Below are 24,910 nucleotides of genomic sequence, written 5' to 3'. Positions count from 1 at the left end.
ACTCTAAATGGAAGCGATTGGTCACATTGTGTCACCTTCACCCTTAGAGAGAAGGAAATTTTGGAAAAATTAAATAAAATGGTATTGGGTATGAACTTTAATAGAGATTCAAAGTCAGTCAAAATTGCCGGGATAGCTGTTGCTATTTTATTTCTCATCTATTTGATTTCGCATTTTTTTGGCAAAAGTAATGCTCCAACCATTCCTGCACCGGCGGTTGTTGTGCAAAAACCAATAACTGCGGAAATGGCTGAATATGTGACACAAACAGGGAATACAGTAGCGTATAACTCAGTCAACCTGGTTGCCCGTGTTGAGGGTTATCTTGATTCAATTGAATTTGTTGACGGCACTTTTATTAAAAAAGGAAAAGAGCTCTTTGTAATTCAGCCCGAGCCCTATTTTGAAAAACTTAGGGCGGCCAAGGCGACTGTTGCTGCAGCAAAAGCCTCACTAATTTATAACAAATCAGAATATGCACGGCAACAGCGGATGTATAAGGAGCATGCTACCTCCCTCAATGAAGTCGAAAAATGGTATGCCAAAACCCTAGAGATTGCTGCACAACTGGATAAATCAGAAGCTGAAGAAGTAAATGCGGCAATTAATTACAGTTATACCCATATCTCCGCTCCATTTGATGGTCGCATCGGTCGGCATTTGGTAGATGTAGGAAATCTTGTGGGGCATGGGGAGGCGACTAATTTAGCCACCATCGAGCAGATAGACCCAATCTATGTTTATTTTAATCTGAATGAGATTGATTTAATTAAATTACGCGCGGCAGCTCGTGCACGTGGGTTTAAGCCTGAAGATATTAATAAAATTCCTGTTGAAGTAAGCTTACAAAATGATCCTGAGACCAAGTATAAAGCAACGCTGGATTTTGTTAATACGGGTCTTAATGCTTCCACCGGTACTATGGAGCTTCGCGCTATTTTACAAAATAAAGAGTACATTTTTGTTCCTGGTCTTTTTGTGCAAGTGCGAGTTGCAATCTCCAGACCTAAAAATCAATTAACTGTGCCTGATACCGCAATCCTTTATGACCAAATCGGTTCTTATGTATTGACTGTGGATAACAACAATGTTGTGGTTACGAAAAGGGTAACCTTAGGCAGTATAGAGAACGGAATGCGTGCGGTGACCAAGGGACTAGCTGCTCAAGACAAAGTAATTATCGATGGCTTGCAGAATGCGACTCCTGGCAATAAGGTTGAGCCGCGTGAGAAGGCGACACAAACAAAGAGTAATGCGCAAGCCAAGCATTAATTTAGATCAGGACTTATGAACATTCCAATCTCTTCATTAAAAAATGTTTTTAATTCGGTCATTTAGTTTATCTAAACTCCCTCGTTAAAGACATTTTTGCCTTGAAGTGGGGGTCGTAAGTCCTGTAGATATGTCAGGCGTGCGTTGTTCGGGTAATTGTTACAACATGTGAGAAAACGGCAGAATGATTTCTAAATTTTTTATTGAGCGGCCTATTTTGGCAAACGTTATTGCGCTTCTCATTGTGCTATTGGGAGCGGTAGCTGTATTTGTTCTACCTGTATCTCAATATCCTGCTATTGTCCCCCCGACCATTCAAGTGACCACGACATATCCAGGTGCGGATGCCAAAACACTCATTAAAACCGTGGCCTTGCCTATTGAGCAGCAAGTGAATGGGGTGGAAAACATGTTGTATATGCAATCCACCAGCACGAATAATGGTACTTATACGCTGATTGTTACTTTTGCAATTGGGACGGATCTTAATTTTGCACAAGTATTGGTACAAAACCGCGTGCAATCAGCAATGGCACAACTACCCGATTCAGTACAAAAGCAAGGTGTTATGGTCCAGCAGAAATCAACGGCGATTCTGCAATTTATTACCCTAACATCCAAAAATAATGAATACGATGGACTGTTTCTTGATAATTATGCTGCAATTAACATGCAAGATGAGTTGTCACGCTTACCTGGTGTCGGAAACGTGCTTATTTTTGGAACCGGGACTTATGCGATGCGTGTTTGGCTGGATCCTAAAAAAATGTTGGCTTATTCGCTTAATCCAAGCGATGTGCTACAAGCTATTAGCCGTCAAAACCAGGAAGTTTCTTCCGGGCAAATTGGTGCACCGCCAACTGATGGCAAAGCAGCGTACCAATTTACGGTCAACGTTCCAGGACAACTGGCTGATGTCGATCAATTTGCCAACATCATTGTGAAAACAGTAGCTCAACAGCCCAATCAAACGGCCAATCAAAGTAGCAGTGCACAAATTGTACGTATCCGCGATGTAGGTCGTGTGGAACTGGGCTCCAACAGCTACAACCAGGTTGCGAAACTGAATAATAAACCGGCGGCTGCTATTGGTATTTATCAGCTCCCCGGAGCCAATGCGCTGCAAGTTGCAACCGAAGTACGTAAAGCAGTTGAGAAGATGGCAAAGAAATTTCCGCCTGGAATGGAGTATTCAATTCCTTTCGATACAACCGTTTTCGTGAAAGCATCCGTAGACGAAGTATATAAAACGTTATTTGAAGCGGGTATTTTAGTTCTGATTGTTATTCTGCTCTTTTTACAAAACGCTCGCGCCACTTTGGTCCCTACCACTACGGTACCTGTAACCATCATCGGCGCGTTCTTTGCCATGCTCGCATTAGGCTATTCGGTTAACTTACTGACACTATTTGCCCTTGTCTTAGCAATCGGGATCGTGGTGGATGACGCAATTGTAATTGTTGAGGGGGTAACTCAACATATTGAAAAAGGCACACCTCCCAAACAATCGGCAATTAATGCCATGACGGAGTTAATGGGGCCCATTATTGGTATTACGCTTGTATTAATGGCGGTGTTTGTTCCTGCAGGTTTTATGCCTGGCTTAACCGGCGCGATGTATGCCCAGTTTGCCTTGGTTATTGCCGCAACTGCATTTATCAGTGCGATTAATGCCATGACCTTAAAGCCCACTCAATGTGCCTTGTGGCTCAAGCCAATTGACCCTCAGAAAAAGAAAAACGTTGTTTTTCGTTTATTTGATAAGTATTACTATCCAATAGAAGATACCTATCTCAGATTCATCGACAGACTGGTTCATAATAATAAATCGGTTTGTCTTATTGGCTTTACACTGGTGATTTTGGCGATTATAGGCCTCAGTCGTATCCCCACCGGATTTATTCCAATTGAAGACCAGGGCTATGCGATGATGAACGTGCAACTGCCCGATGGTTCCAGTTTGGGGCGTACAGAAGCTTTGTTACGTGATTTAAGCGAGCAGGTATCTAAACTCGATGGAGTAGCCAATGTGATCACCATTGACGGCATCTCGCTTTTAGATAATAGCGCAAGCCTTGCCAACGGCGGGGTTCTTTATATTATGTTTAAAGATTGGAGTGAGCGCGGTAAAAAAGAGGATTTGCTGGCGATGTACAAAGCGCTGAATGCAATTGCGCAAAAAACCTTGGGTGCTAAAATATTGGTTATGATTCCCCCACCAATTCAAGGTTTGGGTACAGCGGGCGGCTTTCAAATGCAAGTTGAATTGCAAGACGGCTCCTTTGATTACCAAAAATTACAAACGGCTACAGATCAGTTGATTCGTTATGCCAGCCAGCAACCTGAATTACAACGACTAATGACTTCCTTTCGTGCTTCAGTGCCTCAGCTTGCTGCCCCAATCAACCGAGTGAAAGCCGAAGCTTTGGGCGTTTCGGTGGGCGATGCATCCGATACATTACAGACTTATCTTGGTTCATCTTATGTGAATTTATTTTCAAAATTCGGGCAGGTTTTCCAGGTTTATGTGCAGGCGGATGCAGATTCACGCATGACGATTGGTGATGTGCGTAATTATTATGTGCGAAATAAGACCGGTGAAATGGTGCCCTTGGGAACGCTGACTGATATGTCACCTACGGTTGGGCCGTCTATTATTTCTCTTTATAATTTATACCCTTCCAGTAATATTTATGGTGCCGCAGCACCAGGTTACAGCTCCGGTCAAGCCATGCAAGTTATGGAGCGATTAGCCAAGCAAGTTTTACCTGCGGGTGTCTCTTATGAATGGACGAGTACCGCTTATCAGGAAAAAATAGCCGGCAATATGAGCTATTATATTTTTATTTTGTCACTGGTTTTGGTGTATCTGATTTTGGCGGGTCAATATGAAGACTGGATTGCCCCGGCAGCGATTTTATTAAGCGTGCCATTAGCCTTGATTGGAACGGTACTCGCTTTATCTGCTTTAGGTCTTGCCAATAATATGTACACCCAAATTGGAATCTTGCTGCTCATTGCCTTGGCCGCCAAGAACGCTATTTTAATCGTTGAAGTGGCACGAGAACAGCATGAGCTTCATAATAAATCGATTATGGAAGCTGCCGTAATTGGTGCCAAAACGCGTTTTCGCCCTATTTTAATGACCTCTTTTGCATTTATTCTTGGGGTAATGCCCTTAGTCTTTGCAACGGGTGCGGGGGCTAATGCGCGGCGCTCTATAGGTATTGCCGTATGCAGCGGGATGCTGGCATCGACTTGCCTTGCTGTCGTTTTTGTTCCTGCATTTTTTGTGATGTTGCAAACCTGGCATGAGAAAAGAAAAGCAAAGAAAAAATCCAATAATTTTGAACCAATTAATACAGAGAATTAAGAAATTGTTAAGCTAAAGGGGCTATACTTCAATAAAGAGTAAAATCTGAGAGGTTTTTGCCTATGCCTTCCCCTGAAATACGCGCTAAAGCACAAGCTATATATTTAAAAGAGCTGCATAGTGTCGCACAAAAAATATATAATCAGAATCCTGAATATTTTCCAATGGATCCACAAGGTCGGGTTATTATTGATGTTCAACTTGACGAGGGTAATTGGAAACATATTTATCGTACTGATAAAGATCTTGATAGCGAGGAAGAGATTGATGCAGAAGACTTGCAGCTATTTAAAGAAGAGTTCAAGAAAAAATTAGGGCATCCTATTCAGAGCATCACTTCTGTTAGCTTCGATTTACAAACCCGATGCAATCAAAAATCACCTTTAGATTCTGCACTAGCAGAACATTTACCTGCGGGAAGCGAAAAAATCTTAGCGGCATATCAAGGCTTAGCCAAGGGCCGCATCATTAGTTTGCAGCAAGAAACCCACTTTCATGCCCATTTAATTGGGCGGATGCTTAAAACTGCGGTTCACGCTGAAGGCATTAACGATAAGGATGCTCAATTTCAAGAAGGTATAGAGGCCGCACTTTTAAAGCTTAATAAACGCATCATGGAGTTGCAAGCGAATGCATTGAAAAAAGCCTATGCCAAGGCTAATAAAAAAGACCCATTTGATCAGGAACAATTTGCAATCACTTTAAATGCCGAGCTTGATAAGGCCAGAAAGGAGCTATTGCCGGATATTGCTAAAACAATACGAGTAGAAGTCATTAAGGCGACTGGAATTCAATTTGATGCAAATATTACAAGGCATTTATCAAAACATCTAGCAGAAGCAACCACTGCCAGCACTAATGATTTCGTCCATATCGATAAAGGAACAGGGTTCATTAGCTTTATCGGCGCCAGTGAGCATACCTCGCATCATCAGGAGTTGGGTGGAAGTCATTTAGCAGATCGCATGATGTATTCTCACCATCTGCAAGGAGATGATGTATTCCCTTTATCTCAGCGTCAGCAAGTCCGCGTTCCTTCACTTGCGGTAAAACAACTGCATCCTATCACACAAAAGCTTTTGCAACAGGAAGTAAAGCAAGCTAAAAACATCGAAAGCAAAGATGATTCCCTAGTAGATGAGGAAATAAAGAAACTTGACCCCAAAAATAAGCTCTCTCAAAAAGAACGAGAGCAGATTCGTAATGAATATCAAAAAGTAAATGAGCTCCTTGTCAAAAAATATGACAACGCACTCTATTCGGATGAAAAAATAAAATGGGCTTTTAACGAGCTGATTGTGAATGATACGGTTGAAAAACTCCGTTATTTACAAGATAAATATCAACTAGGTGGAGATGTTCGCAGGTCAGCGGGCCCTCAGTTTCCGCAAGCCTTTATTTACAATCTATATACCACTTTAAATAAGGGCAATCCTGCTGGAATTTATGATGAGAGCAAAAATAAGCAAAGTCAAAGTGCGGAACACATTTTGGCAGCGGCGCATGCGTTCAATCGAGATAACCCTGATAAACCCTTATGTTTAGTCCAAAATATCGCCGTTAATGGTTGGGGCCATCAGCTGTCGATTGATGATAAAAATTCTGAGCTGGTCAATGAAGCCGCCTTGATGACGCAAATGGCTTCATTGCATACTATTTATGACGTCCTGAAGGACCCTGATAGAACGTCCGTTGAATCATTGTTTGCTGAATACAATGACTTTCTTACCCTTGATGATGGGCCTTCTTTTTATAGTTATCTCAAATCAGAAAAGCCTGAGGTTTTGATAACTCTTAATAACCTACAAAGCAGTATGACAGTTCCTAACGTGCTAGTAAGTACTAACTTGCAATCGGAGCCACATCGTGCGGCGATTGTACATAATGTAAAGGTTGCTTTAGTTTCCCTATTCAAAGAGGGTGCATTTGGTCATCATGAGAATGGGTTCACCTACCAAGCTTTATCTGTATTTGCGGAAAAAGCATCTATTGGTGGCTGTAAGAGCGCAAACGAAAGGGCGCAAGCCGTCAATGGTCGTGTCTCTATTCTTGATTTTGTAAGTTTGGATAATCCAGCGCGCGAGAGTCTTTTAAAGAGGTATCTTTCTGACCCGGAAGCAGAGAGGCTTATTAATTTAGCAAATGAGTTGGAAACGAGTATTTATTGTAAGAATACAGCAGATATAACCAAGAATTTGGATGCGCTCTATGAGGCTTTAAACCTTGAAGGGTTCCAAGCCGTAATTAGTTTGATCGATCAGGGCGGCCATGCAAAATTAGGCACGAGAACTAGTATTTTCTCTGATACCAATAATGCAGAAACAGTTACTACCCATGTTAAAAATGCGTCGAAATGGCAATGCCATAAAGGGTTGACCGATAATGTATTAAGAGAATTTTGTGGGGTAGAAAAGATAAGTTATTGGAATGAGCTTAAGACTGCAGGTAAGGCCATTCTTGCGATAGCAGTAGGTGGTGCATTAATTGAAGCTGGAGCTTTGGGTATTGCAGTTGTTGGCCTTGGTCTAGCTGTTTCAGCATTTCCTCCAGTTGCTATTGCGATTGGTGTAGGAGCAGGAGTTGCAGCTGGAGTAATAGCGCTGGTTTTGCTGGGTGATTTTCTGTATAGACTTGCTACGAAAAATTCCGCTCAAAAAGCTCGATTTGAAGAGTTGCAAACAAATAATGAAGAGCTAATTGAACAGGGTGCAAAGGAAAGACAACCATCTGTGTCTGACATGAGCCAATTATATAAGGAGAAAGGTGCGGAACAGAAGCAAGTAAGTGAACCGAAATTGAATAGGTCTCAGTCTTCACCTGATCTGGGAAACTTGGATCAGTCCGAATCTTTAACAAGATCTACTTCTGTGGCAGATATGAAGAGTTTTTTAAATCAAGAAAGAAAAAAACAAGGTGCTCCACAAAAGGATGTTACCGCTAGGCCTCCAGGCTTTGGCATGAGTAATTCAGATTAATGTAGCGATCTGATATAAACAACTTATGTAGCCTGGGTTTGGCAAAGTGAAACCCAGGGTTTCCTGCCAATAATTCTCCAGGTTACGGCTACAAGGTTTGATATCCTAACTACAAAGATCTCTAATCTTCTGCTTTAGTTCTACAGATAATTGGGTCATCGGCAATGTAGCCAAGGCTGCAGTTTGGTATAAATCCTTTATTTGAGGATTATCTATGGAGTCCAAATGCAAGGCGATGGTTTGGATATCGCCTCTTGCCAATGGTCCGGTGAGAGACTCGGCGATATGTTCGGTTTGCAATAAATTATTGAGATTTCCTTGCATTAAATTGACCATCATCTGTCGGCTTTGCTGGCGATTTATGCCGGCGTTCATCAATAATTCTTCACTGCAGGCTGCCAAGGTAATTAAATAGTTCGAAGCCATGCAGGCTGCAGCATGATAGGCTGCTTTTGCCTCGGGGTTAATGCTAATTGTTTGCGCGCCTAACTGCTCAAAAGAGCGCTTCAACCATGCACATACTTCCTGATCTCCCTCTAAGACACAGTCGACTTGCTTAAATGCGGTGTGCTCAAGATAATTTGTCTTAAACGCTTTTAAAGGATGAAAACTTGCCACGAAACAGCCTTGTTTTCTTAATGGGGCAAGTAATGCCGAGCTGAGTACGCCGCTGCTATGGATGACAAAACTGCCTGGTTTTATAGTGGTACGGTAAGCTAAGGTTTCAACAACCTGCTCAATGGCATCATCATTACAACATATCCAGGTTATTTCTGCTGCAGGTAAGTCCGCTAAGTTGTCAATTGTCTGGCCAAAACCCAGCTCAAGATGTGCTTTTTGCGCACTTTCCAAGCTGCGATTGCAAATCGTTATTGATGAGATAAAGTGTGCTTTAAATAGGGCTAAAGCAATATTTTTCCCTAACCGGCCAGCTCCTATGAGATTGCATTTCATATTTTTTCTTGCCTGTAAATTTATCATGTGTACATTACCCACTAAAAACGCAATTTTGGCAAAAAATCATCACCATTCGGGCAATTATTGGTTATAATACTCTCAATTTGTCATACTGAGAAATGAAATTATGCCTTATATCGTACAGGGAAACGCACAACAAATATTTCATGCATTTGGACAGGACTGGGCTATTGCAGAACAAAAAGATGACACAAAAGTGATTCATAGGGAGGTGATTAACTTCCTGGGTTCTATACCGCACGCAATAAGACATTTAAATATTTGGCAAAAACAAGTCTCAGGAACGCATTTTCTGCAGGGTAATATGACTGCGGGTAATTTGGCATATTTATTTGGCCCCGATCCTCTAAAGAAGAAAGATGAACGCTCGGAAAATTGTCATGCACATTTGATTCGGCAGGATTTTGCCTATATTGATGATGCAGGGGAAGACTGTGGCCTTATCGTGATGTATCGACAAGATGACCCTAAACAATGGGTAATCGGCTTAATGAAAAAAGGCCATGCAGTACCACAGGATAGAGAGATTATCTGTGCAGCGAGTTTTGATTTACAGCCGTTTATTAAAGCGCCTGATTCCGGGGTGACCGTTTCTTCTGCGCCCTCTCTTGACCTGTTATTAAATCAGCTTGGTTCTGCCCTGCCGTATTTTTTATTACAAAACGCAGTCAAAAAAGATAATGGAATTAATTTACGCTTTCAACGTGTTGCGCTGTTGATGCGACGGTTGCAAGGAGGGCAGGACCCTGAAACAGTTCGTACTGCCATTCCTTTTAGTGAACTTAATTTGTCCGCCTTATTTGCAGAGAATCCTGCTCTGGATTTGATTTTGCACTCCAAAATACTTGATAAATTTTCTTTGCCTGTTCGCATAATCAAGGATCTTTTGTCGCCATCCAGCCAATTGTGTAAGGAAATTCTGGGAATTCAATTCACCGATGATGAACGGATTAATAAGAGTCTATTGAAAATCACCATCATATTTTATGAGCAAGGAATTCTCGAACAAAACCGCAATCTACTGAAGAATTTAGAGTTTATTAAAAAATTCAGTGGTTTTATGTGGAATGAAACGCAAATCAAGTTGCTCCCATTTTTAATTCAGCAAAACTATCCTGAAGATTTAATCCGTCTTATTTTATCTAATGAAGCTTATTACCAGGCGCTAGACAGCTTGGTAACATTAGAGCCGGCTCTTACGGAAGATGTCCCGGAATTCTTTAAAGATCCTAAAAAACTCGAAGAATTAAATTTTATTCATTCGCAGCATGATGACGACTGTAAGAGAATTTGTTTGATTTTTTGGGTAAAAGGATTTTTATCTGCGGATGGTTATCAACAAATAATTGATGCCACAAACGATTATCCATTATTGGCTTCGACCCTGGTTGCTTTGGATCAAACAAAAACCTACAGTATTCAAGAGCTGGAGCGACTTGCATTAGCTCCCCGCAGCCATTTGAATGAATCAATTCGCCATCATTTTGAGAAAGAGCTCAAAGACCTGCAAGATGTCCCCGCGCGTTTACGGAAGTTAAAGTCTCTAGAGCTGGAAGCTGCAAGTAAAGCGCTGCTTCTATTAAGGAAATCAGGAGTAATAATGCCTGAAGCGTATCATTGGGTTTTAAATGAAGCTCATAAAGGGCAAGCCTTACGTTTGTTTTTACCGCAGTTGGAACATATTGAGGAGAGTACTCGAAAGGTATTAATAGAGGTTCTTTATGCTGGAGTAATAAATGGAATACCGACTCAAGGCAAGAGGGTTCTTGCAATAAAAGATTCTCGGCAATTGGCTTTAGCCAAAAGTTTAGGGGAGCGATTTATATGTGTCAGACAAATGCAAGATTTAAAGCTCAAAAATGAAATGGTTGAATTGGCAGCAATAGAAGAGAGTGAAGAAGCCCAACGTTTTCGACACGTTATTATGCGTGTTGAAGCGCAATGTAAAATAATTCATGAACGTTTGTCCGGGGCTGTCTCAGATAGGGAAATGCTTGAAAAATGGAAGCAAGCAGAAGAAAGCTACAGGAAAACATTATATTCTATTACTTATAAGGCGATTATGAATCCTGAGGTCAAACTAGACGTGTGTGCCAAATTAAAGATAGCTGAAAATAAAATTCTTGATATTGTTGATCCCAAAATCGACTCGGATATCTACAAAGCCATAATTGTCCTTGCTAATATAGTGATTAGTGTCTGTTCCCTTTTGGGGGCTAATGGATATAAATACCACAAGACTGGAAATTTTTGGTTTTTTAATCAAACCCGCTCAGGGGAAGAGATACGAGCTCTTGATAAAGAGATTCTGCAGCTTATAGAACCAGAAAAAACGGATGAAAATGGAATTTGGTCCTTCATTCCATGTTTGCAACTGAGTTAAACAAGTGTAGCGGGTAACTGCTACAGCCTTAGCCCGAGAACTTATCTCCCTCCGGGCTAGGGCATTCTTTAGCAAAAGACCACGACTAACTTGATCCGTTATAGTAAAAAAAACAAAGAACTTCATCGAAAGACTATTTTTTAGTGATGTGGTTAGCGCTTGAATCTTACTGTTTAGTTTCCTTGTTATCTGTTTGAAAATTATTCTTGAACTTATTGAATATTTCTGCTTAATATGAACTATTCTAAAGGACGACTGTGATTTAATGGATTAAACATATGGGAATTCCAAAAAAGGCGCTGAGACATCGCCAACTCACTTATTCTACAAAAACGGCTATTTCGGATAGCTCTCATCAAACATTTCATGTTAGTTTTGAAGAAGATGGTGTTACCAAGAAGGCTTTTTTTAAAAAATTAGAACCTAAAAATCACTACCCTGAATTATTAGCCAAAATAAGTGTAGCAACTTCATCATTTAAAAGGTTATTCCAAGGAAAAAGATCTGCTGAAGAGCGTTTGGTATTTGAAGAGTATGATATTGAATTAATGTCAGACAGTGTTGATTTGAGCAATACACTAAAAGACAACACACTTTATATTAAATTAGATCAACAAGATTCGCTTAAATACATTGTTACGGCCCCTGATGGATCGATAAAAAAAGACACGATTTCAATCAAGGAAATAAAAGACTTTAATCTTGAATTGCCTTTAACAGTAGAGCAGCTTCAATCGGTAAAGAGCCATATCCTGGAAATCACATCGAAAAGAGGCCACACCGAAGATATATTAATCGGTACACTATCTATTGGAGTGGAAGATTTTAAGCCATTTCATTTTGCTAAAGAAGGCATTCCTATAAATAGTTCCTTAAAGGAACAAGTTGCGCCCAGTGTGAAAACACTTATTGAAAAAAACATCATGGAACTTCTACTCGGCAGATGGTTTCTTGATGATGATGATGCGCATCCGCATAACCTGAGTCTAGCTGGCGATATCGATTTTGATATGTTTTTCTATTGGTTCACTATTTATATGAAAGAGCCAAGGTCGGTAATCGGCGTCCCCAAAAAACACGTTACTCTAACTGTCCATGATTATGAGGCTTTTCCCAATGTTCAGGAGTCGATGCCTTATCACTGGCCACCTTATCAACATCCAGGGCAAGTAACCATTCCGGTAATCGTACCCGGAGTACAAGAGCAGGCTCTTAAACTATTACCGAAAGCTTATGCAGACCCAGTTGAATTTGCACGTTTAGCGCAGAATTCTGTCGCGCAAGAACAAAAGCTTGCTGCGGCTTTAAAAGCTTTATTAACGTTTCAGCCGGAGATACAACGCAAACGTTTAACAGAGCTGTTTGGGGATCTGCCCTTAAATTACGCTTCCTTAGATGAGACCGATCCTAGCTTAAGGGCAAAATATGAAGAGCTGTTTCCCCGCTTTTGTAATGAAGAGACAAACAAAAAGTCATTTGTCGATTTTATGATGGACTTGTATCAGGAACATTATGATAATTTATATCGAGTTGTAGCTTTTTATATGGGATGTTCTGACAATCGCTATGGAATACCATTATCACCTACCTATTTGGCTCTTTACCAAAAGCCTTCTTTTTATCGTAACATTGAGGAATGGGTCAAAAAGGAAAATGAAACAACCTATGCCAAAGAAGAGACACTTAAATATGATCTTGGCGAATTGCAAAAACGTTACCACCAAGTTTGGCGTGATGCATTTACTCCAATAATAAAAGAATTGATTTACAGTTCATACAGACTAACGAATGCATTACTTAAAGAGGCTACCAGTCCACCTTATGTACAAATCTCTGAGCTGGTTAGCAAAACAGCCACCGATGAAACGTTAACCAGTGCATGGGAGTTATTTGGAAATCTTCCTTTACTCTCTGCTGACACAATTGAAACGAAAATTAGTGTCGATAAGGACAGTAAATTGCGTGATGCAGTGTTATCAATGGTCGCATTTGTTAATGAGTTTCGTGATATTACAAAAGCTTATTATGAAAAGGAACGTAAGGATCTTTCAGAAGAGGACAATCTTGAATTTGCAAATAAACTAAGCTTGCTCCATCAAACCTATAACTTAAAAATTCGCCAGGCTTTAGCAAATACGACAACTCATGCAGCTGAATTTAACAGTATTGCCTCAAGCCTTAAGTTGATGGCAGAGCAGGTGAATTTCCAATTGCATTTGACCACTACTGACGAGCTTATGGAGAAAGCATTACTTGCAGTTAAAAAAGATGTATTACCTTTTACGCATGAAGATGTGAAAAAACAATATTGTGATTCATTATTTGTTTGGGCAAAAACCATTAAGCCTGAGGAGTTAGAGCGTTATATCATCGAAATCATTGATAAAAAATATGCTCCCTTGGTGCCTGCAATATCATTCCGTCAAAGATCGGAGCCAGTGAGGCAGTATTTAAAAACAAGTGGAAGTGAAAGTGGTGATAATCGCTTGGCTTATATTTTAAGCTCAGGGACCCAAGATAAAGGGGCGTTGAATACTTTGCTTATACAAGGGCTTACCCCTCTTATGTTACAAAAACATCCTATACCCAGTATTGATCTGGCAATCAGGGAGAAGAGTTTTGAAAAGGGTATCGCTGATTTTACCAGCGATGTAGTATCTTTTGCGAAGGAAAACAAGCGCTTTACGCACCCTTATAGTGATGGAGGCATCAACATGGTGTATAAGGCGCTTTATGATTGGGTAGATACACTCACCCCTAAATCATTTAGGAGCTTAATCAATTCTACATTAACAAAATATGAGTCGAAAACATGGGGAAATCTTATAGGTGTTTCCAGAAGATCGGAAGTAGAAGGTTATTTAGAAGGAAATTGTAACTCGAAAGCACTTGCCATGATCTTTATGAATGGAGGTGAGGCGTCAACATTAAATGAGTGTTTGTTTGTCAAAATAATAGAAACAATTAAAAAAGAAGTCTCTAAATACCCGGTGATGCTGCAAGAGCCAAAATATCAAGTCGTCGCTCAATTTAATTTAAATGAGCCGCATAAAGCATTTTATCTTGCGAATCTGAAATATCATCATGAAACGATTTCTGCTTCGCATCGTCAGTTACAACTTACCTTCGGAGAAGCTAGTAATAACAAGGAACCTACACCACAATATTTGTGACCATTGGAAGTATAGGTTATGATTCCTTTTTTTAAAACGCGGTGAGAGTTGCGCATGTCTTTTGATTTAATAAAAACATTACCTCAATACCTGATTCCTCAGCATGGTCTTACAACCCTTGCGGGTTGTTTGGCTGAAGTAAAAAATGCCACAGTAAAAAATTATATTATTCAGCGATTTATAAGAAAATATCAGGTCAATATGAATGAGGCTCTTATCGAAGATCCTACCGCATACCCTTGTTTTAATGATTTTTTTATCCGCCATTTGAAACCGGAATGTAGGCCGCTGGCCCATGCAGACATTATCTCTCCAGTAGATGGTTGTGTTAGCGAGCTAGGATCTATAGAACAAGGCCAATTAATTCAGGCAAAAGGCCATTATTATTCTGTCGCAGATCTTTTGGCATGCAATAAAGATGTGGCATCTCAATTTATCAATGGCTGTTTTGCTACGTTGTATTTATCACCCAAAGATTATCATCGGGTGCATATGCCTATGGATGCTCAAATCATATCGATGACCTATATTCCGGGGGCTTTATTTTCAGTTCAGCCTTCAACTGTTCGAGTTGTGCCGAAATTATTTGCGCGTAATGCTCGACTGGCAATCTTTTTTTCTACCAAAGTAGGTCCTATGGTGATGGTGATGGTTGGCGCAACTATAGTTGGCGCGATAGGGACCAGTTGGCATGGGGACATCAAACGGAGTAAGACCCGTATTGATTTTGAATACAATCAGGATAAAGAACAAATGATGATCGCCCAAGGCGATGAAATGGGCTACTTTAAATTAGGTTCAACCGTTGTCTTGTTGTTTGCAAATGGCGCGCAAGTGAATTGGCATGATGCTTTAAAAGCAGGAAGTACAATACGTTTGGGCGAGGCATTGGGCGAAATTAAATAGCTGCGAAAATCAGGAGATTCTTTATCGTCAACTCCTCAGAATGACGTGGTACAAAATGCAGTCCGGGTGTTGCGTACCGAACACCCGGGTTACAGTCTTACTAACGCTCATTACGTTAATGCAAATAACGTTCCCAAGTTCTTGTTTATAGCATTCTGATAAACAACAGAGGCAACACTTAAATCCTGTATTGAGAGCCCTACTGATTTGAATACGGTGAGTTGGTCTTTATATTCGGTGTTTTTGTCTATTAACCAGTTACCAAGCTCAACAATTTCCTCTTGTTTTAACTGATTTTGTTGTACTGCACTAATGATTTCACCTGCTTCGGCCATAACCGCACTTAGTTGATCAACAATTACGACAGCCTGTTTGAGTACTTCGGTACTGATTTCTTTCATCATCGCAGTATGTGAGCCTATGGCATTAATATGGACATGAGGCTGCACGTCGCGCAAGTGAATCAATGGCTCGGTACTGGCAGTCGCTGTACAGATAATATCCGCATCTTTAACCGCTAAAGAAATATGGTCATATACATTGATGGTGTATTGGTTGGCGAATTGAGCTGCAAATTGTTCTGCATTCTTAATATTCCTTGACCATATGGATACTCTCTTTATATCACGTACAGTTGCAACAGCTTGAAGTTGAGTTTCTGCTTGAACTCCTGAGCCGATGATTGCAACATGGGTTGCATCATCTGTTGCAAAATATTGAGTTGCTAATCCAGAAACAGCCCCGGTTCTTAATGCAGTGAGATAACTCGCATCCATGAGTGCCTGAGGTTCGCCAGTGGTGGCATCAAGTAGCATGATAAAACCAGTAATAGAGGGTTTATTGCGGGTACTATTTTTTGGAAAAATGGAAGCCACTTTCAATCCCAATGCCTTATCTTGAGCTAGATAGGCAGGCATGGTTAAAGTGAGCGCATCTTCTTCATCGATAGTGATCCCCGTTCTTAAAGGTAATTTAGCGTGTTGCTTTGCTAATTGAATAAATGCATTTTCCATTGCCTTAATTGCTTGGCTCATGGTGATGCTTTGCTGGACTTCATCTAAGGATAATAATCGAAGACTCATAATAATTCCTAACCTCTTAATTCTTTAGTTAAAGCGGACAATAAAGTCGGGTATTTGAAATTAAATTGATACTCTGACAATCGTTGTGGCGCAACAGTTTGTCCTGACAATAATAGCTCCTCACCCATTTGACCAAACAAAAGTTGAACAGCCCATGCAGGCATCCACATTAACGCCGGCTTTTTGAGTACCTGAGCTAACGTTTTGGTAAATGTTTTTTGTGACACCTGCTCTGGTGCAACCAGGTTTACTGGCCCTGTAATTTCGGGATGTGATATCAAAAACAGGATCCCCTCAACCAGATCGGTGCTATCAATCCATGCAAGGGGTTGCTCTCCAGAACCAATCACCGCGCCCATCCCATATTGGGCGGGTAATTCCAATTTTTTTAACATGCCTTCACCGCGTTTTAAAATCACGCCAAAACGCATTAACGTAACAGGCATACCCGCTTCAAAGCCTCTTTTTGCTGCTTCTTCCCACTGAGTAACCAGTTGATTTGCAAAATTGGTTTTAGGGGAGCTGATAGGGGGAGTCGTTTCAGTAAATATAGTATTGTCTTGCGCAAGTTTCCTCTGTAAACCATAAATGCCAATTGCGCTGGCATTATACAAGTGAGGTTTTTTAGTGGTCGCCTTGATACCCCAAAGTACCAATTGGTTGGTGGTTTCAATGCGACTGGAAAGCAGCTTTTCTTTTGTTCTGGCAGTCCAGCGATGATCGGCAATGTTTTCACCAGTCAAATTAATAATTACATCAAACTCATTTGGATTTAATGTATTAAGCGTATCCCAAGTGACCGCATGAACTGTATTTGCGAAGACACGTTTAATTTTCTCTTCCTCTCGTCCAATTACATAAATATTATGTGCGGACTTAAGTAATTCGGGCACCAATATTTGACCAACTAATCCTGTTCCGCCGCCAATAATGATGTTCATAGACTCCTCCTTTTGAATTGTTCTAATGATACCTTAAGCAAATTAACTTTTCTTGCACACGATTTAGTTATTCGCATGGAAAAATAGGTTCAATTGAAGCGTTTCATTTTTCAGAGCCTACTTCAAAAAGGGGTTGCTTTTTGATGCGTATTATACTCAATTTAATAATAATGATTATATTTATTGAAATTCACTATCGCTTTTTATTTACTATAATTGACATACACTTAAAATTCATGAGTTATAATTATCTTTATTTTTAAGGCCGAATTTATATTTGATATGCACTAATTTTAGATGAATTGTGATTAGGCCAAAGGATGGCTATAAGGCAGGTTGACAATGAAGTCGATGGATGATGAGTTAAAAAATAAAATTGTGAGAACAATCAAATTCTACGAAGAAAACTGCGACACTATGCAAAATGAGATTAAGCATCTTCGCAAAGGCATATCTGAATTGGCTCGATTGCAAATGGGATTTAGTAGTGATTGGGATGATAAGGTATGTTTTTTTAACGAAGTAATCAATGATGATGTTGATGCAATAATAATAAAGCAAAAATTAAGTTCCGTTGTTTCTGCGCTAAATACTTTATTAGAAAAGAACTCCGAAAAAATAGTTGATGACTCTGATTTGACGATTTTGTCTAAAAAGATTAATGAGCATTTACGGGAGCTTCTCCACTGCCTTAAAACTCCTCCCGAGTTTGCTAATCAACTAGTAGCTATAGAAAAAACCTTAGAGCATAATTTGAATGCTAGCCTGTTAATTCAGGTAATCGATGAAATAAAAATTCTAGCTATAGAATTATTTGGCAAAGAGCAAGGTCAGCTTAAATTTCTTCTTGAAAAGATTACCACTCAACTTTTTCAGGTAAACAATTATTTAAAAACAACATTTGAACATAATAAAAATTCAAAAGAGGAACGAAATAAACTGGAATTAGGTATTCAGACTACACTGGATAATATTCAATCAAACATGTCGAGTGCAACATCAATTGATCAATTAATTGATTACTTAAATAAAAGTTTGAATTGCATCAGCAGTCAAATTCAATCTTATAAAGAGGCAGAAGATTTACGTTTGCAATCCTATGAAAGTCAAATTAATGAGTTACAAAAAAAGATGATGAGTTTCGAAGAAGAAAATGCCCAAATGAAAAAAACTATTTTAGACCAAAGCATACAAATCAATTTAGATACACTTACTAAAATTGCAAATCGAAATTTTTATAATATTTCTATCAAAAAAGCATATTCTCGTTGGCAAACCACTGGAGTAAATATTGTTTTGGCACTAGCGGATATTGATCACTTTAAAAATATTAATGATAAATATGGCCATCTTACAGGAGATAAAGTTTTGATGAAAATCGCGTCTATATTTCAGGACTCAATGCGTTCTATCGATTTTCTTGCACGTTATGGTGGTGAGGAATTTGTTATTATTTTTGAAGGGTTATCTTTAGAGCAAACTAAAGCAAAACTTGAAAGTCTGCGCTGCGAAATTGAAAATTTCCATTTTCTTTTTCGAGGCAATAGAGTTCCTGTTACGGTTTCATTTGGTTTAACCAATATTATTCAGGGTGACGATACAGATTCTTTATTTATGCGTGCTGATGAAGCCTTATATACGGCTAAAAATAATGGACGAAATCAAATAGTTACTTGGGAAGGTTTTGTAGCTTAATCTCTTGTGTCCCTGGGTTGGTCGCTTCTATCAGACCACGTCAGTAAAAAATGGTACCGAGAAGAGGACTCGAACCTCCACGGAGTTGCCCCCACTAGCACCTGAAGCTAGCGTGTCTACCAATTCCACCACCTCGGCATTGTGGCGCTAAGGTACTCATATTTTGCTGCTCTGTCAATGGATTTTTCAGATTAAATGAGGTAATCATTCCCAGATTAACTGCAATAAGGAGTCCCGGCTTTTAAAATACGCTCTCTTACTCCTTGCCATTCACCTGTAGTTGGAGGAAGTTCGATTGCAATAATCTGGGCATCGGATGCATCCGCTTTTCTTAATTGATAATACAAGTCAAAGGCCACTTTTTCAGGATGATCTTCTAACAAATGAAAATGATCTTCGCGGGTTCCTGCTGGTCGATCGCTTGCAATAACGTAGATTTTATCTGGATTTTTTTGGCAAAAATCTGCAAGTATTTCGTAGGAGGTAAAATAGTACAGGATCTTTTGGGGCTGGTAATGACTTTCCAGTTTTCCTGGGACTCGAAGGGTGTTTTCGTGGTTAAATGATGGTGTCGCAATTACTTTTGCCAAGGTTTTTTCATCGATAAGTCCATGACGTAAAATCTGATAGTTTTCTGCATGAGTCGCATCAATGATGGTGGACTCAATCCCTACTGTGCAGCGGCCTCCATCTAATATGGTTAACTCCTGGTTAGGGAATGATTCACTAACATGCTGTGCGGTGGTGGGGCTTACCTTCCCAAAAGGGTTGGCTGATGGGGCGACTAAGGGGATGTCTAATTTGGTTAATAATTCCTGGGCTATGGGGTGGGCTGGGCATCTAATCGCTACTGTAGTTTGGCCACCGGTAATTAATGGATTAATTTGCTCGCGTTTGCAATGCAACACCAGAGTTAAAGGGCCTGGCCAAAATTTTTTAATGAGCTGTTGGGCATAGGCAGGAATATCTTCGACTAGTGTGTTGAGATCCCAGTTGGAGGCAACATGAACAATCAAAGGATGATTCAATGGCCTATCTTTCATTGCAAAAACTGCTCTAATTGCCTTTTCATTATTAATAGGTGCGGCTAATCCATAGACAGTTTCTGTAGGAATGGCTACAGGTTTCCCTGCTCTTAAATCGCGAATAGCCCGATCAATTTCGGTAGTAATTAAAGGCATATACAGTTCATCAATTAAAAAGGCTATTATTTTTACACAAGTTGCAAGAGAAATCAGCTCCTTTTGCGTTTTCCATGTTCCGTGCTTAGAATAAAAGTAAACAAATATAAGGATATCAGTGTGTCACTTAACTTATTGCAAAAAATAGTGGATCGCTATTTTGCTATTGTCCCTCGAGATAAACCCTCTTTAGAGATGGTCAAGACCGCGCGTTTGATTGCACACCGGGGTGCGCACAACAATGCTCAGGGGATTATTGAAAATACGCGTGCCGCATTTGATCTGGCAAAAGAATTGGGTTGTTGGGGAATTGAGTTTGATGTACATGCAACCGCAGATAAAGTGCTTGTGGTAAACCATGATCCAACGCTAAAACGTCTGTGGGGACATGATCGGGCAATTGCCAATTTGAACTTTAGTGAATTACGTGACCTCGCTCCTGACGTGCCTACCCTTGATGAGGTTATTGCAGCTTATGGGGGGCGCATGCATTTACTTATCGAATTAAAAGAACCCTTTTATGACGAGGACGCTTTAGTCAAATCCTTGCAAGGATTATCTCCTGGTGAGCATTATCATTTGCTTACTTTAAATTCGACCATTTTTTCTTCTTTGTCAAAATTTCCCAAAAATGCACTGCTGCTGGTAGCAGTTCATAATAACGTGGATCAATTTTGTGATGCTAGTTTAAATGAGAATTATGGGGGCGTATTGGGTCATTATCTTATGATCGGTAACAAAGCCCTTAACCGGCTAAACTCGGCCGGAAAAATTATCGGGGTGGGTATGGTCGATTCCAAATACAGTTTATACAGGGAACTCAATCGTGGGATAAATTGGCTGTTTACTAACCGTGCCAGTGAAATAAATTCTTATTTGCATCAATTTTAGGATGTGATAGCGAGTGCAATCTTTTTATTTCTTTCAAGCAATATCCAAACCCTGCTGGTAAATAATATTGACCCGTTGAAATAGATATGTTCTGATAATTCGGACAGATATTTGTCAATCTTTTGACTTGCAATGATTCAAAATAGAGTGAGTCTTTTTTATAGTTAAAGAAAGGTAGATTTATGCGGTGGATGGATAAATTTTGGACGGCAACTCATTGGGTATTTGATACAACAGTTCATACAGTAGCAGATACCATGAACGTCTGTGCTACATTGGCATGCTCTCTAGGCGGCGCCGCATTTGCTGTTTCTAATGCGCTTTCTTTGCATGATGTGACTGCATCATATTATGGCTCGGTTCATGCAGAGGGGAACTTTACCCTGGGTGTTGACTTGGCAAGTTTGGAAAACTATCGCTTTAACGAATCGTACCCTTTGTCTTACAATAATCATGTAAATAATGGCACCACGTACAACCTCACTGATTATGTTAATGCAGGAACGCTGCAAACTGCCAGCGCGATTTGTGTCGCGTCAGGTGTCGCTTTAAAAACTTTAGGGGCCAGTATTAACCATTGGCAACAAAACAGAGAAGAGCGGCGTTATTATGCCCGCACGAAAGAGATGCAAATTGCTAAGCCTAGTTACAAAGAGTATGCATATGTAGGCGCGGAAGCGTTTACTGGAGCAGTTTCTAATGCCATGCTAAGTAATGCAGTTACAGCCGCAGTACTCCATATTTCGGAAAAGAGCTTTCCCAGTATTACTTATCCCCCTCATAGCAAACAACTTGTGAGCGGTGCACATTACAATGGCCCGGTTATATCCGAGCCTTTTAAAATAGGAATTGATCTGGGTGATAGTAATTTCACCATTCCATTGTATTTTGATAATTTGAATGTGTTGCTCAAAAAAACAATTGATGTGGCGGCAAATGCGACTTATGGCGGCGGCTTTTTCTTTAAGCGGAATGACGTAGAACAAGAACCACCTTTGGCTGCTACTGAGGCAGTGTCTTCAACGGTTGCTGTTAGCGCCTATCTAGCAAGTAATTTTTTTGCCCGTAAAGCCAAAGAGCTTCATAGTGAACGAGTTCAGGGAGAAGCAAGGCCTTATACACTTATTTAAATCATCAACTCGTCTGAGTGTTGTAAAGCGCAAACCCCGGCTTTGTGGTGTTTTTATTTGTAATGACTCGCTTCTAGGCTGGGTACGCCAGGCTAGCGTTCAATAATTGCAGCAACGCCCATCCCCCCGGCAGTACAAACGCTCAAAAGAATACGTCCTTGACCTTTATTGGCGAGTATTTTGGCAGCAGCGCCGACTAATCGTCCACCTGTAGCAGCGAATGGATGGCCAAGGGCAAGGCTTCCACCTTTAATATTCATTCTTTGTGTATCAATACTTCCTAAAGGTTTTTTGAGGTTCAAAACTTTTTGACAATATTCAGTGGATTCCCAGGCTTTTAAAGTACAGAGTACTTGACCCGCAAAGGCTTCATGAATTTCATAATAATCAAAATCGTGCAAGGTGAGGCGATTTCTGGCCAATAAACGAGAGACTGCAATCGTGGGTGCCATTAATAGGCCTGCACCATGCACAAAATCTACCGCAGCCAACTCACAATCAACAAAATAAGCGAGTGGCTCCAGCTCATGGCTATTAGCCCATTGAGGAGAGCCTAATAGCACCACAGATGCTCCATCGGTTAACGGGGTTGAGTTTCCTGCTGTTAAACTGCCTTTATCTGATTTATCAAAAGCAGGTTTTAATGCCGCTAATCTCTCCAAAGACGTATCTTTGCGAGTAATCGTATCACGTTTTAAGGAATCGAGAGGTGCAATCAAATCTTCATAAAATCCTTCATCATAGGCCTGCGCCGCATGCTGATGTGAGCGAAATGCCAACTCATCCTGAGCCTTACGGGTAATTTGCCATTCTTTAACCATCAGTTCACAATGATCCCCCATGGAGAGGCCTGTTCGCGGTTCGCGAACTTCCGGTAATTGAGGTTTTAACATGCCCAAGCGGAATTCTTTGAGAATTCCCAGCTTTTCCTTAAGGCCTTTTGCATGTTGAAGTTTAATTAAGAAATGGGTTAGCTTTCTTTGACCGATTAATGGGGTATCTGAGTTCGTATCTGTCCCTCCCCCTATTCCCGCGGTAATTTGCCCACTGGCAATTTTAAGTGCAATCAAGTTGATTGCCTCTAAACCCGTACCACAGGCACGTTGTATGGTTAATCCCGGGGTTTCAGGTGATAGGGTGCTGCCCAAGACAGTTTCACGCGCTAGATTCCAGTCAAAAGGATGATTCATAATGGCCCCTGCAATAAAATCACCCAATAGTTCACCTTGAATTTTGGTTTTATTGATCAGATCAGCTAGGGCGGCTCCTAACAAATCCTGATTGGATTTGCCTAAATAGTGGGTTTGCGATTTGACAAATGGAGTGCGGGAACTGCCAAGAATGGCCACTTTTTCTTTGAAGCTCATATTAAATCCTTTTCGCTCTCTATGATTTCTAAGAATAGCCTAAAATAATTAACTAAGCAGCTTGCATCAAGTAGTCACCGGATTAGGAAAACCTGGGTCCATTTCATAGGTTCAGACTACAAAGCCTGTCCTACCCCCTCTCCAGTTAGAAAAAATATGTGGAGAGGGAATATGAATCAAGTTACTTCTAGTTAAATTCAGGCGATAGAGTTTCGGTTGCTTGACTGACGGGTGCTCCTTGTCTCGTTGCATAAATCCCCACATTGCTCAGTATCTCGCCAACCGGTGTTGTTTTCGGAGTTTGCTCTGAGGGAGATTGGGTACTAAGTATTTTAAGCGTATCTATGTGCTTTTCCTGTATCTGAAGGAGCTCATGATAACGTCTGTTTGTGTTCTCTAATTCTAGTTGCACGAGCTTAAGTTTTTCTTCCGATGCACAAATGCGATCCGCTATTTGCAGAAAACTTGCTTCTTTATTTTCTATGAATTCATCTAATTTTTTTTGAAAAGCGAGGCGTTTTTCCTCATCGCCAATCGCGACGAGTGACAATTGACTTACGGAGCTATGAAGTGCTTCTATCAGTGATCTCGCTTTAGTCAGTTCTTCTCCAAGCTCGAATCTTACTTTTTGTACTTCTAGAACTTTTAGTGCTAATTCCTTTTGATTGGCACTGTATGCTTCCGTAATACGATCCAATTTCTCCTGGTTTTGTTTCATCAAATCAGCCTGTTGGGTCACTCCTTCTTTGAGGGACTCAGAAACTGCCACTAATCCATCTTTGGTTTCGCCTAATATTGTATTTACTTTCGAAGTAGCGATGACTTGCTTGTCAATTGCATCAATTTGATTGCTTAATGCCTCAATATTTTCTGCAAGCTTTTCATTTTCTTTGACGAATTTTTGAATTTCTGTTGCTAGCTGTTTACGGATAATATCCAGCGCATTAATAGTTAATTCAAGAAGATCAGCCAGTCCCAAAATTCCTTTTTGTAAGCTTTCTACAGCACTGGTACTGCATTTGTGATGATCATCAAGAATGACTCCTCCTGCTGCATAAGTAACGGCAGTAACACCACAAAGTGCTAAGAGAAAACCAATATGTGCCGCGATGCCAATGATTAATGTGGGAACAGTTAATGCGACACCACCAATAATTTTTTGCCAAAGTGGCAGCTCTCCCCAGTATTCTGCGGCGCGCGAAAAAATACTTGGGTTTTTTTCCATGCTTTTGACAGTATCTTGTAGACTTTTTCTAATTTCCTCAAATATTTCTTTAGTAATGGTAATTTTTTCGAGCTTATCTTGTTCTGTATCTTCATTGAGAATTTTTAATTGAGAGTGTATTTCTTCTTCTCTGATTTTTTTGGAGGATTCTGTTGGTTTTTGTTCGGCAATATCAATTTCGATAAGATGTTGAAGCTCTTCTGCGTTGGTAGCCATACGATTTCCTTTCTGTTGAATATTCTTCCTGTGCCTACTATTTTTAACCAAGATAACCTAAAAAAACAAGGAAAATTTGTTTTTAGAACGACTAGGGATTTGACTCAGCAAACAGGTATTAT

Annotated in this window: 15 protein-coding genes and 1 tRNA gene; 9 read left to right on the top strand and 7 right to left on the bottom strand. The window is 40.2% G+C overall.

All coding sequences use genetic code 11. The features are described 5' to 3' along the window. The first annotated feature begins 78 nt into the window (after positions 1-78). From BW930_RS05475 to BW930_RS05465, 3 genes are all read left to right on the top strand, one after another. Positions 79-1,272, top strand: coding sequence for an efflux RND transporter periplasmic adaptor subunit (locus tag BW930_RS05475; RefSeq protein ID WP_058469404.1), 1,194 nt, complete (start codon positions 79-81; stop codon positions 1,270-1,272). Positions 1,273-1,456: 184 nt separating this feature from the next. Next, positions 1,457-4,645 carry an efflux RND transporter permease subunit gene (locus tag BW930_RS05470; RefSeq protein WP_058469314.1) on the top strand — a complete coding sequence of 1,063 codons (3,189 nt, stop codon included), beginning with the start codon at positions 1,457-1,459 and terminating at the stop codon, positions 4,643-4,645. Positions 4,646-4,707: 62 nt separating this feature from the next. Beyond that, positions 4,708-7,620 carry a hypothetical protein gene (locus BW930_RS05465; RefSeq protein ID WP_058469315.1) on the top strand — a complete coding sequence of 971 codons (2,913 nt, stop codon included), beginning with the start codon at positions 4,708-4,710 and terminating at the stop codon, positions 7,618-7,620. A 105-nt stretch (positions 7,621-7,725) separates the two neighbouring features. Here the strand turns inward: BW930_RS05465 and BW930_RS05460 are convergent, their stop codons facing one another. Next, complete coding sequence (locus tag BW930_RS05460; RefSeq protein WP_058469405.1) at positions 7,726-8,574, bottom strand: Rossmann-like and DUF2520 domain-containing protein; 849 nt, start codon at positions 8,572-8,574, stop codon at positions 7,726-7,728. A gap of 130 nt (positions 8,575-8,704) precedes the next feature. Here BW930_RS05460 and BW930_RS05455 point away from each other — a divergent pair, with 130 nt between their 5' ends. From BW930_RS05455 to asd, 3 genes are all read left to right on the top strand, one after another. Continuing rightward, entirely contained in the window at positions 8,705-10,981 is a 2,277-nt protein-coding gene (locus tag BW930_RS05455; RefSeq protein WP_058469316.1) for a hypothetical protein, read from the top strand. Between the two features lie 278 nt (positions 10,982-11,259). Next, positions 11,260-14,154, top strand: a complete 2,895-nt coding sequence (locus BW930_RS05450; RefSeq protein WP_058469317.1) for a hypothetical protein — start codon at positions 11,260-11,262, stop codon at positions 14,152-14,154. Positions 14,155-14,208: 54 nt separating this feature from the next. Then, the gene (gene asd / locus BW930_RS05445) at positions 14,209-15,060 is read left to right on the top strand and encodes an archaetidylserine decarboxylase (protein ID WP_058469318.1); all 852 of its coding nucleotides are present in this window, start codon (positions 14,209-14,211) and stop codon (positions 15,058-15,060) included. A 110-nt stretch (positions 15,061-15,170) separates the two neighbouring features. Here the strand turns inward: asd and BW930_RS05440 are convergent, their stop codons facing one another. Then, a complete protein-coding gene (locus BW930_RS05440) occupies positions 15,171-16,142 on the bottom strand; it encodes an ornithine cyclodeaminase family protein (protein WP_058469319.1) in 972 nt (323 codons plus the stop codon). A gap of 8 nt (positions 16,143-16,150) precedes the next feature. Next, positions 16,151-17,083, bottom strand: a complete 933-nt coding sequence (locus BW930_RS05435; protein ID WP_058469320.1) for a TIGR01777 family oxidoreductase — start codon at positions 17,081-17,083, stop codon at positions 16,151-16,153. A 351-nt stretch (positions 17,084-17,434) separates the two neighbouring features. On the opposite strand from BW930_RS05435, the gene BW930_RS05430 reads away from it, so the two are divergent. Then, positions 17,435-18,778, top strand: coding sequence for a GGDEF domain-containing protein (locus tag BW930_RS05430; RefSeq protein ID WP_058469321.1), 1,344 nt, complete (start codon positions 17,435-17,437; stop codon positions 18,776-18,778). 51 nt (positions 18,779-18,829) lie between these two features. Here the strand turns inward: BW930_RS05430 and BW930_RS05425 are convergent. Together BW930_RS05425 and BW930_RS05420 are read right to left on the bottom strand one after the other, a co-directional pair. Continuing rightward, a tRNA-Leu gene (locus BW930_RS05425) sits at positions 18,830-18,916 on the bottom strand. A gap of 77 nt (positions 18,917-18,993) precedes the next feature. Next, positions 18,994-19,959: an L-threonylcarbamoyladenylate synthase gene (locus tag BW930_RS05420; RefSeq protein ID WP_058469322.1), complete on the bottom strand. Its 966-nt coding sequence runs from the start codon at positions 19,957-19,959 to the stop codon at positions 18,994-18,996. Positions 19,960-20,079: 120 nt separating this feature from the next. On the opposite strand from BW930_RS05420, the gene BW930_RS05415 reads away from it, so the two are divergent. Then, positions 20,080-20,850, top strand: coding sequence for a glycerophosphodiester phosphodiesterase (locus tag BW930_RS05415; protein ID WP_058469323.1), 771 nt, complete (start codon positions 20,080-20,082; stop codon positions 20,848-20,850). A gap of 182 nt (positions 20,851-21,032) precedes the next feature. Next, entirely contained in the window at positions 21,033-21,980 is a 948-nt protein-coding gene (locus BW930_RS05410; RefSeq protein WP_058469324.1) for a hypothetical protein, read from the top strand. A 92-nt stretch (positions 21,981-22,072) separates the two neighbouring features. Here the strand turns inward: BW930_RS05410 and BW930_RS05405 are convergent, their stop codons facing one another. Together BW930_RS05405 and BW930_RS05400 are read right to left on the bottom strand one after the other, a co-directional pair. Continuing rightward, positions 22,073-23,347, bottom strand: a complete 1,275-nt coding sequence (locus tag BW930_RS05405; RefSeq protein WP_058469325.1) for an acetyl-CoA C-acetyltransferase — start codon at positions 23,345-23,347, stop codon at positions 22,073-22,075. Positions 23,348-23,534: 187 nt separating this feature from the next. After that, a complete protein-coding gene (locus tag BW930_RS05400; RefSeq protein WP_058469326.1) occupies positions 23,535-24,788 on the bottom strand; it encodes a LegC2/C7 family Dot/Icm T4SS effector in 1,254 nt (417 codons plus the stop codon). Positions 24,789-24,910 lie beyond the last annotated feature (122 nt).

The organism is Fluoribacter gormanii (genome assembly GCF_900156395.1).
Taxonomy (GTDB): Bacteria; Pseudomonadota; Gammaproteobacteria; order Legionellales; family Legionellaceae; genus Legionella; species Legionella gormanii.
This window is presented reverse-complemented; position numbering and strand designations above follow the sequence as displayed.

Excerpts from the sequence above, each read along its gene's own strand:
- BW930_RS05470 (WP_058469314.1), top strand. The coding sequence starts at position 1,457 with ATGATTTCTAAATTTTTTATTGAGCGGCCTATTTTGGCAAACGTTATT.
- BW930_RS05420 (WP_058469322.1), bottom strand. The coding sequence starts at position 19,959 with ATGCCTTTAATTACTACCGAAATTGATCGGGCTATTCGCGATTTAAGA.
- BW930_RS05410 (WP_058469324.1), top strand. The coding sequence starts at position 21,033 with ATGCGGTGGATGGATAAATTTTGGACGGCAACTCATTGGGTATTTGAT.
- BW930_RS05475 (WP_058469404.1), top strand. The coding sequence starts at position 79 with ATGGTATTGGGTATGAACTTTAATAGAGATTCAAAGTCAGTCAAAATT.
- BW930_RS05430 (WP_058469321.1), top strand. The coding sequence starts at position 17,435 with ATGGATGATGAGTTAAAAAATAAAATTGTGAGAACAATCAAATTCTAC.
- BW930_RS05465 (WP_058469315.1), top strand. The coding sequence starts at position 4,708 with ATGCCTTCCCCTGAAATACGCGCTAAAGCACAAGCTATATATTTAAAA.
- BW930_RS05450 (WP_058469317.1), top strand. The coding sequence starts at position 11,260 with ATGGGAATTCCAAAAAAGGCGCTGAGACATCGCCAACTCACTTATTCT.
- BW930_RS05435 (WP_058469320.1), bottom strand. The coding sequence starts at position 17,083 with ATGAACATCATTATTGGCGGCGGAACAGGATTAGTTGGTCAAATATTG.
- BW930_RS05405 (WP_058469325.1), bottom strand. The coding sequence starts at position 23,347 with ATGAGCTTCAAAGAAAAAGTGGCCATTCTTGGCAGTTCCCGCACTCCA.
- asd (WP_058469318.1), top strand. The coding sequence starts at position 14,209 with ATGTCTTTTGATTTAATAAAAACATTACCTCAATACCTGATTCCTCAG.
- BW930_RS05460 (WP_058469405.1), bottom strand. The coding sequence starts at position 8,574 with ATGAAATGCAATCTCATAGGAGCTGGCCGGTTAGGGAAAAATATTGCT.
- BW930_RS05455 (WP_058469316.1), top strand. The coding sequence starts at position 8,705 with ATGCCTTATATCGTACAGGGAAACGCACAACAAATATTTCATGCATTT.
- BW930_RS05400 (WP_058469326.1), bottom strand. The coding sequence starts at position 24,788 with ATGGCTACCAACGCAGAAGAGCTTCAACATCTTATCGAAATTGATATT.
- BW930_RS05440 (WP_058469319.1), bottom strand. The coding sequence starts at position 16,142 with ATGAGTCTTCGATTATTATCCTTAGATGAAGTCCAGCAAAGCATCACC.